The 9,535-nt window shown below is 44.2% G+C and carries 6 protein-coding genes; 2 read left to right on the top strand and 4 right to left on the bottom strand.

Going from position 1 to position 9,535, the window contains the following annotated elements:
* Nucleotides 1-246: 246 nt before the first annotated feature.
* Entirely contained in the window at nt 247-789 is a 543-nt protein-coding gene (locus HQR03_RS09170; RefSeq protein ID WP_244952012.1) for a DUF2799 domain-containing protein, read from the bottom strand.
* Between the two features lie 346 nt (nt 790-1,135).
* Between HQR03_RS09170 and HQR03_RS09165 the strand changes: the two genes are divergently transcribed.
* Both HQR03_RS09165 and topA read left to right on the top strand, forming a co-directional pair.
* The gene (locus HQR03_RS09165; RefSeq protein ID WP_025651316.1) at nt 1,136-1,681 is read left to right on the top strand and encodes a hypothetical protein; all 546 of its coding nucleotides are present in this window, start codon (nt 1,136-1,138) and stop codon (nt 1,679-1,681) included.
* Nucleotides 1,682-1,960: 279 nt separating this feature from the next.
* On the top strand, nt 1,961-4,627 hold the full coding sequence (gene topA / locus HQR03_RS09160) for a type I DNA topoisomerase (protein WP_173239957.1): 2,667 nt from the start codon (nt 1,961-1,963) through the stop codon (nt 4,625-4,627).
* Between the two features lie 142 nt (nt 4,628-4,769).
* Here topA and HQR03_RS09155 read toward each other — a convergent pair whose 3' ends face one another.
* The 3 genes from HQR03_RS09155 to lon all read right to left on the bottom strand — a co-directional run bounded on the left by HQR03_RS09155 (nt 4,770) and on the right by lon (nt 9,338).
* Nucleotides 4,770-5,327 (bottom strand): superoxide dismutase family protein, encoded by a 558-nt coding sequence (locus tag HQR03_RS09155; RefSeq protein ID WP_025651318.1) that lies wholly within the window; start codon nt 5,325-5,327, stop codon nt 4,770-4,772.
* A gap of 177 nt (nt 5,328-5,504) precedes the next feature.
* A complete protein-coding gene (locus tag HQR03_RS09150) occupies nt 5,505-6,599 on the bottom strand; it encodes an META domain-containing protein (RefSeq protein ID WP_025651319.1) in 1,095 nt (364 codons plus the stop codon).
* Nucleotides 6,600-6,743: 144 nt separating this feature from the next.
* Complete coding sequence (gene lon, locus HQR03_RS09145; RefSeq protein WP_025651320.1) at nt 6,744-9,338, bottom strand: endopeptidase La; 2,595 nt, start codon at nt 9,336-9,338, stop codon at nt 6,744-6,746.
* Between the last annotated feature and the right edge of the window lie 197 nt (nt 9,339-9,535).

Below are 9,535 nucleotides of genomic sequence, written 5' to 3'. Positions count from 1 at the left end.
ATACCACCAATTCTCTTGAAGGATTATTCAGCGAGCTCAAGCGACAATTACACAGTCATCATGGTCTAAATGAGCAGCGTAAGTTGCGGTTTATTAAAGACTTTTTAGGGTCAAGGTCTCTCAAATAGCATGAATTATGTCCATTAGCGACTACCTTCTACTTTTTAGCATGAATAATGTCCATTACACCTACAATTGCTATAAAACTAGCTCTTTTCGCGCTTATGAGTTAAAGATATGGCACTATTACCAACCATAGCCGAACGGACTGTAACCATAACCAAAGCGTCCAGCAGGACCGTAGGCAAAGGGATAAGGCGTGCGTAGGTAATCAAGATCACGCTGGCGAATATAATAGTAGCGCCCTTGCGAGTAAGCTTCTTCTAACTTTTCAATACCTTCAAGTGGACAGACAGCCTGCCAGTCGTAGCCTTCGCGCCCAAGCTTATAAGCAGTGAGCTCGGTACAGTAATTCTTTAGCCCCTGCTGCCGACCTTGTTCCCATTGAATGCGGTTGGGGCTAGCACCGCCCACGCTGGCGCATTGATTGGTATATTGACCAAAGTATGCGCCCGAGCGCCCACGGATGCCGTCTGCGTAGCCGACTTCTTGCCAATTGCTGCTTTGGCACTGCTGCGGTGTGAGACTTTGGGTCGTGGCACAGCCTGATAGGGTAAATAATGCAGCGCTCATCAGCGCTAGGACAATACTGGTTTTACTCATGAATTTGTTCGTCAGTTTGCTGGCTAAAGCAGCGGTCGATGAGTTTGACTTAATAAGATAATTCATAATAAACCTGCGCGCGTCTAAAATTATGGTTTATCATAGCACTTTTTACCGTGTACAACTTTTTGTATCTTGTTATTAAACTTATTTTTTACGTACTAACTGATTGATATGGCAGTATAAATAGTAGGTTTGTCAAATAAGGGGACTTTGCCAAGCAAGTGGCTATCAGCTGATTATCAACGCAGCGCTCTATCAACCCTGCTTGATTTTTTATGGTTCGTGCTCATTATAAGGACTGGTATGACAAACCACTGTCCATCCAGTTACTCGCTAATAGTTTTTTGCTCAATCGCGGCGCTAGTGTCGTCTCAGCCGCATTTTAATTCAGCTAAAAGGTCAGATTGTTATGGGAATATGGATTGCGATCGCCATTGTACTATTCGTATTAGGGAGTATGATGGCGCTCAAACCGAGCGGTATCGATCAGCGCTTGGATCATTTGCGCATGACCGCCCGTCGCTTACAGTTGAATCCAAAACTGGTGGCTTGTCCCGATTGGATCAGGGGCAAGGACAATGAGTATGGTCGCGGGATGCTTGGGCAGTATGGGTTGGTGCTAGACAATGTCAAATTGCCGCTGACGCGCTATCAGGTCCTCGATGGCTACTGGCGACCAGATAGCAATGCAAACAGCAACGTAAATAATGTGCCTCATCAAGCCAATTTTAGCTTGGATAAAGTGCCATTGGCATTGCCCGCCAGTATTGAGCCATTTGTAAAAGCCTTATTAATTAAGTCAAATAGCATTGTTATTTATTGGGAAGATATCGCCTATGTGCGCCCAGTGACCAACCCTCATTATCAACAAAAAATGATTGAGTCAGACTTATTAGTACTGAAGACACAGCTCGAAGCGTGGGCATTACAGATGCAAAAAAAGCGCCAGAGCTAGTAAATCGTTTTTTAGTCTCCATTAATGGGCAATAAGCAAGCAGTTTTGCGGTGCCCCAATTATTTACAGTTGACAGTTCAGCGCCTAGCAGTGTAACGTCTTTGTACCTTTATTGCTGTTTTATGACTCGTATCGGCGTCGTTGCTTGCTTTATACCCTTTTATATCAGCAGCTATTATTACAATAAATCGCTGAGCTATGATGATCAGCTTCCATAAATTGCCGTGCTGCTGAATTTAACCTTACTTTTAAACTACTTATATTATGGTGTCGTCAAATATGGCAAAAACCACAACTAAAAAAAGTCCAGCTGCGGCTGCTGACAAAACTAAAGACAGTCCAAAGGGCAAGTCTTTGGTGATTGTCGAGTCACCAGCCAAGGCAAAAACGATCAATAAATACCTCGGTAATGACTTCGTCGTTCGCTCGAGTATTGGACATATACGCGATTTACCCGTTGGTGCGAGTAAAAGCGCGAAGAAGCCAGCGACCAGTAAAAAAGATGACAGTCTGAGCAAAGAAGAAAAAGCGCAGCAAGCACTAGTCAGACGGATGGGTGTCGACCCTGAGCATGACTGGGCGGCAGTCTATGAAGTATTGCCAAACAAAACCAAGGTCATCAAAGAGCTCAAAGCCTTAGCTAAAGACGCTGACAAAATCTATCTTGCAACGGATATGGATAGAGAAGGGGAAGCCATCGCTTGGCATCTCAAAGAAGTCATCGGTGGCGCAGATAGTAAATATGAGCGCGTGGTCTTTAACGAGATTACCAAAACCGCTATTCAAAACGCCTTTAAGCAACCATCAAAGCTCGATATTGACCGTGTTAACGCCCAACAAGCACGGCGCTTTTTAGACCGTGTCGTTGGCTTTATGGTATCGCCACTACTCTGGCAAAAGGTTGCTCGCGGTCTTTCTGCAGGTCGTGTCCAGTCGGTCGCTATGCGCTTGGTGGTCGAGCGTGAGCATGAAATTCGTGCCTTTATTCCAGAAGAATACTGGCAAATTCATGCTGATACTCACGTTGCTAGCAGTAAAAAAGACGCTGAGCAAATTGCCATTCGTTTAGAAGCAACCAAGCAAGGTGGCAAAACGCTAAAGCTTGTCAATAAAGAGCAGACGGATAAAGTCTTAGAAGTGCTTAACGCCAACGACTTTATCGTCAAAGAGCGTGAAGAGAAACCAACGCAATCACGCCCGAGTGCGCCGTTTATTACGTCAACATTGCAACAAGCAGCCAGCACGCGACTGGGTTTTTCAGTTAAGAAAACCATGATTTTGGCACAGCGTTTATACGAAGCCGGTCATATTACTTATATGCGTACCGACTCGACATTCTTGTCGGGTGATGCATTGGCGGCGGTACGTGGCTATATCGAAGACAGCTATGGCAATAAATACGTGCCAGAAAAGCCAAACTTTTACGGTAATAAACAAGGCGCACAAGAGGCGCATGAAGCGATTCGTCCGTCTAACGTCAATATGAAATCAACCCAGCTAAAAGGGGTTGAGCGTGATGCCATCCGTCTATATGAGCTGATTTGGCGTCAGTTTGTGGCCTGCCAGATGCTCCCTGCAAAATACCTGTCAGTGAATCTATTCGTCGCTGCCAATGATGTTGAGCTAAAAGCCCGCGGTCGTACATTGGTGTTTGATGGCTTTACTAAAGTCATGCCACCAGCGAAAACCGACGATACTTTGCTTCCAGATGTCAAAAAAGGCGACAAATTAACGCTCGATAAGCTCGATCCGAGTCAACACTTTACCAAGCCACCACCGCGTTATACCGAGGCAAGCTTGGTCAAAGAGCTGGAGAAAAAAGGTATTGGGCGTCCATCGACTTATGCGTCTATCATCTCGACCATTCAAGATCGCGGTTATGTAAAGCTTGAAAACAAACGCCTCTTTGCTGAAAAGATGGGCGATATCGTCACTGACAGACTGACCGCCAGTTTTCCAGATTTGATGGATTATACTTTTACTGCTGCGCTAGAAGACAAGCTCGATCATGTCGCTGAAGGCGATACAAACTGGAAAGATGTTCTCAATAACTTTTATGGCGACTTCAAAACCACGCTTGATCGCGCCAAAGAAAAAGATGGCATGCGGCCCAATGATCCGACCGATGTGCCAGATGTCCATTGTGATATTTGTGGTCGTCCAATGCAGCTGCGTACTGGCTCAACGGGTGTGTTCTTAGGTTGTACGGGCTATAACTTACCGCCAAAAGAGCGCTGTAAAGGCACCAAGAACTTAATGCCAGTCGAAGCGTTTGCTAATCTTGATGATGCTGAAGGTGATGACGAAGCAGCTGAAGTTAAAGATTTGATGGAAAAGAAACGTTGCCCAAAAGATGGTACCGCGATGAACGGGTATATCGTTGATGGCGGTCTCAAGCTACATATCTGTGGTAACAATCCCGATTGCGACGGTTATATCTTAGAAGAAGGCAAGTTTGAAGTACCGGGTTCAGATGCCCCAACCATTGACTGTAATAAATGTGATGGGCAGATGGAGCTAAAAACCGGACGTTTTGGTCCTTACTTTGCTTGTCAGAAATGTGACAATACTCGTAAAGTGCTCAAAACTGGCGAAGCTGCACCGCCGCGTATGGATCCTATTCATCTACCAGAGCTAAAATCAACCAAGCACGATGATTACTTTATCTTGCGTGAAGGGGCGGCTGGGATGTTCTTAGCAGCCTCTAAGTTCCCGAAAGTACGCGAAACACGTCCGCCAAAGCTTGCGGAGCTACGCGAAATCAAAGATAAGATGGAAGATAAGTTCCAGTATCTGTTTGCAGGTCCAGACGAAGACCCTGATGGCAATCCAACCATTTTGCGCTGGTCACGTAAGAAAAAAGAGCAGTATATCGGCTCTGAGAAAAACGGTAAGGCCACGCGTTGGGGTGTGTACTGGCGCAAAGGTGAATGGGTAGAAGAGTAAATTTCTTTAACCACTTTATCTCGAAGCCATATCTTTAAACCATAAAAAAACCTCTTAGATTATCTAAGAGGTTTTTTTACTATCAGTTTTTATGCTATTAAACGTATTAAACTTTAAAGGTTAATAGTTTAGTTAAAAACTATTAGATCTTTTCAATGATACCGCAAGCAACGCGATCGCCTGCATTACCAGCTGGTTGGCTAGTATAGTCATCTACGCCGCCATGAACGATAAAGGCTAGGCGGTTGACACTATATTTACCGGCATCAGCAGCAGATATTTTCTTGTTTACAAAGTTGATAGTAGCAACACCATCTGCGTTAGCGGTTAAGTTCGGCAAGTCGCCCGCATGACCATTCATATCATCAGGGTTAGAGTGCGGTTTGTTATCTGGGTTGAAGTGACCACCTGCCGCTTTACCCATATTACCGCAGCTACCTGTTTCATGAATATGCAATGATACCGTCTTACCTGGCTGCAAGTTCATCAGTTTACCGTAGACTTGTACGCCACCATCTACTGGGCGTAGGAATACTTGACCCACTTCACTATTGTTACCAGCGACTGCATTGATCGTCGATTTTAGCGCAGGTTGGTTAAGTGGATTACCGGTTTGCATCTGACCTTCTACCGTTTGGCAACCAGTCATCGCTAAAGCCGAACCACATAATAGCGCGCTTGCAAGAATTACTTTTTTCATCGTTTTCTCCGTTTATGTAAATAGTTGTTTCAAGTCTTTATATTTATAATCGTTACTGGCTTTGTTGCAACATTCGTTTATGTCGCAATCAGTATAGCCAACGACTCGGCATAGATATTCATTAAAAGCGCAACAATCGGTTAATAAATGTAAGTATCGTATGGATTTGAAAAGGGTTTACGGTGTCTTCTTTACTTCGTTTTGCCATACTAAGGTTTCGCCTGATTCTAACTTTTGAGTAAGGAGATAGCTGGATTCAGAGTTATTAGAAGGATTAGATACTCTCTGCTTATCAAGATTGATCAGTGTTAACTGACTAGAGCTATAAAGCATTAGGCGGCTAAGGCTTGATTCAATATCATCAATGTCATCACCACACCCTACCATCGTTGAAGGGTTGCCACCAATTAGCAACGTTTGATTAGTAGATAAAGCATAAGACCCACCAGCCCCATTGCATCCGACAGAAAACCCAACACCTTGGCTAAAACTACTTTGCTGAGGATGGCTATAATCATGTGAACCAAGTCTGTAGTTTGCAGTAATAGGTACATCTGGACGATTAAATTTATTAATAGTTTTATTGGTATCGTCAGTTGCACTAATAAGACGCCATTGGTATCGCTCTAATAATTCATTGGTAAGCGGTATGCCCGCCACACGATATTCAGGCTTGGGCGTACCCGAAAAAATCAGTGTTTTTCCTTTATTGGTTTTTAGAGCCAGCTGTTTTAATGTCTTGTTAGAATTCTGTGTAGAATTTGGTAGTACTGGATCAAATCTGAAAGCTGTATCTGAATAGGGTATAAAAACACCATTTACGACATTTCCTGTTTTGTTTTTGATTGTGTTTTTATTACTCAAATTTTCGATAATTGAATGGTTTACTGTGGTGCAGTTATCAGATAGTTCTCTGACATCGATTTGCCCGTAAAGGTACGGTAATGGTAACCACATATCAAAAGAAACTTGGTAACGCTGACAGCCTTCTGTGAAAGTTAAAAGGCTTGGATGTACCTCCATTATCAAAGGCAGCTTTTGGTTAAAAGGCTTGATTCGACCCTTATCATTGCTGACATGGGTTAGTTGCCACTCATATTTTGTGGTGGTTTGAAACAGTCTGGATTCAAGCGTGGTCGCTGACCAGTTTTTATCGTCGATAACGGTACTGGTTTGTGCTGAATGATTGAGGCTGTTGGTTTGGCAGCCTAATAAAGCGAGGGGTAGTAATGTGCTTATTACAACTAGAGGCACCCTTAAATGATTTAACATTGTACTTTCCTAATTAATAAACATTTGTCTAAAATATAGCACAGGGTCTTAACCAAATTGTTTTTTATTATTACCAAAAAAAGCCGCCCATCATGACGATGAGCGGCTCTTTAATTTGTAAGACTGGATTAGTAACGAATCAGATTAGCTATGCAGTGCTTTGCTTGAGGTTTTATCAACCGTCACCTTAGCAGGTTTAAGCGGTACTGGCATACTCACCAACGCAACTTTTAATATCTCATCAATCGTCGCGACTGGCTGAATAGTCAGACCAGCTTTGACGTTATCAGGGATATCGGCCAAGTCACGCTCGTTGGTCGCTGGAATCAACACATGCTTGATACCACCGCGATGTGCAGCAAGTAGCTTCTCTTTTAGACCACCGATGCGTAGGATTTTACCGCGTAAGGTAATCTCGCCTGTCATTGCAATATCTGGACGAATGGCAATACCAGTCAAGGCAGAGACCAGCGCTGTGGTAAGCGCACCACCAGCCGATGGACCGTCTTTGGGCGTCGCGCCTTCTGGCATATGTACGTGGACGTCAGTGGTTTTAAAGGTCTCATAATCGATACCTAAGCTGTCACCGCGGGCACGCACCACACTCATCGCTGCACGAATCGACTCTTTCATGACGTCGCCGAGTGAACCGGTAAAGCTCAGCTCGCCTTTACCTTTCATCGCTACCGCTTCGATGGTTAATAGCTCACCACCGACTTGTGTCCAAGCAAGACCCGTAATACGACCAATCTCAGGCTCTTCTTCTGCCAGACCATAGTCATACTGATGCACACCTAAATAGTCATCGATGTTTTTGTCATCGACTACGACCAGCTCACGTTCTGCTTTTTTCGGAGCGCGTGCACCATGAGTTTCGACTGAACCGCGAACCACTTTACGGCAGATTTTATTGACTTCGCGCTCAAGGTTGCGCACACCGGCTTCACGCGTATAGCTACGCACGATGCTATGCAATGCCGCTTCTACAATCTCAATTTCACCTTCTTTAAGGCCATTATTTTTGATCGCTTTTGGCACAAGATATTTCTGCGCAATATTGACCTTTTCTTCTTCGGTATAACCCGGTAGACGAATCACTTCCATACGGTCAAGTAGGGCAGGCGGAATATCCATGCTGTTGGCGGTACAGATAAACATCACTTGTGATAAATCTAAATCCATATCGAGATAATGGTCGTTAAAGGTATCATTCTGTGAAGGGTCTAGCACTTCAAGTAACGCCGACGCTGGATCGCCGCGGAAGTCTTGCGCCATTTTATCGATTTCATCTAATAAGAATAGCGGGTTTTTAACTTCGACTTTTGCCAGTGATTGGACGATTTTACCCGGCATCGCACCGATATAAGTACGGCGATGACCACGGATTTCCGCTTCATCACGTACGCCGCCGAGCGCCATACGTACAAACTTACGACCCGTTGCACGCGCAATCGATTCACCCAATGAGGTTTTACCAACACCCGGAGGACCGACTAAGCAAAGAATCGGACCGCGCAGTTTTTTCACCCGTGATTGTACGGCGAGGTATTCTAAGATGCGATCTTTCACATCTTGCAAGCCGTAATGATCTTCATCCAGTACCGTTTTGGCTTTTTCTAAATTAATCGAAACCTTGGTTGTGGCATTCCACGGCGTATCCAAGATCCATTCAATATAGTTGCGTACGACTGATGATTCACTCGAGGCAGGCGGCATCATTTTTAGCTTTTTAAACTCTTGCTCGGCTTTTTTGCGCACATCTTCTGGCAAGTCAGCATCTTCTAGGCGCTGCTCAAGCTCAGCCACATCATCTTCACCATCGAACGCGCCGTCATTCATATCTGACAGCTCATTTTTAATGGCTTTCATTTTCTCATTTAAGAAGTACTCGCGCTGATTGTCTTCCATCTGCTGACGAACGGCATCTTGGATATCTTGTTCGATATTTTGCTCAGCGCTTTGTTTGACTAAGTACTCAGTTAACGTATTGATATGGGTTTTGATATCGTCATGTTCTAAGAACGATTGCTTGACCTCAAGATCCATCGACACGCGGGTTGAGATGAAGTAAACCAGTTCAAGCAAATCATCGATGCGTTTTGCCACGCGAGTTAGCTCACGCGCATTACGCAAACGAGCATCCGCATAGCTTTCAAACAGTGTAGTTAAAGCTTGAATGGTATTTTTTTGCTGGCTCTCATCCATGTCGACATCAAGGTCAGCACGCTCAAAGCTCGCCATTAATAATTTGTCGTGATTTTCGATGTTATCGACGCGCGCACGGTACTGACCTTCGATCAATACTTTGATACAATTCTCATCGCTGTCATGAGGCATGGTGCTGACGATGCGGCACACGGTTCCGTACTGATACAAGTTATCTTGATCAATGTCTTCGGTCAGCGAGTCTTTTTGCGCCACGACCAATACTTTATTGCCATACTCAGCTTGTGCCAGTTCAACGGCTTTGACCGATGGCGCACGCCCTACGAACAAGGCAATTTGCATATGTGGATACACGACCACATCGCGCAATGCCAGTAGCGGTAGATAGTTCTGTTCACCTTTGTCTTTAGCATTCATGTTTTCAGCATCGTCTTGAGTAGATTCAGGCGTCGACTCTGACTCATTTTCCAACGTATCGTCAGCTGAGATATTTAGCGCATTATCATCAGAAACGTTAGATGATACGTCGACATCGATGTCGATATTGTCTTGGGCAATTTTATGTTCACTCATATATTCTTCCTCGTTCACCAGACTTGTAAAGTCAAGTTAGTGGTTCATGTTTAGATAAATGGTGCTCACAGATAAAATTGCAAGGCTTGGTGACCAAGTCATGCGCTTATCTTTGTTAAATAGTTATATCTTCTTTAATACAGCGATTCATCGCTGTGTTAATTTTATGAGTAATCATTGAAAGTCAGCATAGACAA

The sequence above is a fragment of the Psychrobacter okhotskensis genome (genome assembly GCF_013248965.1).
GTDB lineage: Bacteria > Pseudomonadota > Gammaproteobacteria > Pseudomonadales > Moraxellaceae > Psychrobacter > Psychrobacter okhotskensis.
This window is presented reverse-complemented; position numbering and strand designations above follow the sequence as displayed.

Excerpts from the sequence above, each read along its gene's own strand:
- HQR03_RS09150 (WP_025651319.1), bottom strand. The coding sequence starts at position 6,599 with ATGTTAAATCATTTAAGGGTGCCTCTAGTTGTAATAAGCACATTACTA.
- topA (WP_173239957.1), top strand. The coding sequence starts at position 1,961 with ATGGCAAAAACCACAACTAAAAAAAGTCCAGCTGCGGCTGCTGACAAA.
- HQR03_RS09155 (WP_025651318.1), bottom strand. The coding sequence starts at position 5,327 with ATGAAAAAAGTAATTCTTGCAAGCGCGCTATTATGTGGTTCGGCTTTA.
- HQR03_RS09170 (WP_244952012.1), bottom strand. The coding sequence starts at position 789 with ATGAATTATCTTATTAAGTCAAACTCATCGACCGCTGCTTTAGCCAGC.
- HQR03_RS09165 (WP_025651316.1), top strand. The coding sequence starts at position 1,136 with ATGGGAATATGGATTGCGATCGCCATTGTACTATTCGTATTAGGGAGT.
- lon (WP_025651320.1), bottom strand. The coding sequence starts at position 9,338 with ATGAGTGAACATAAAATTGCCCAAGACAATATCGACATCGATGTCGAC.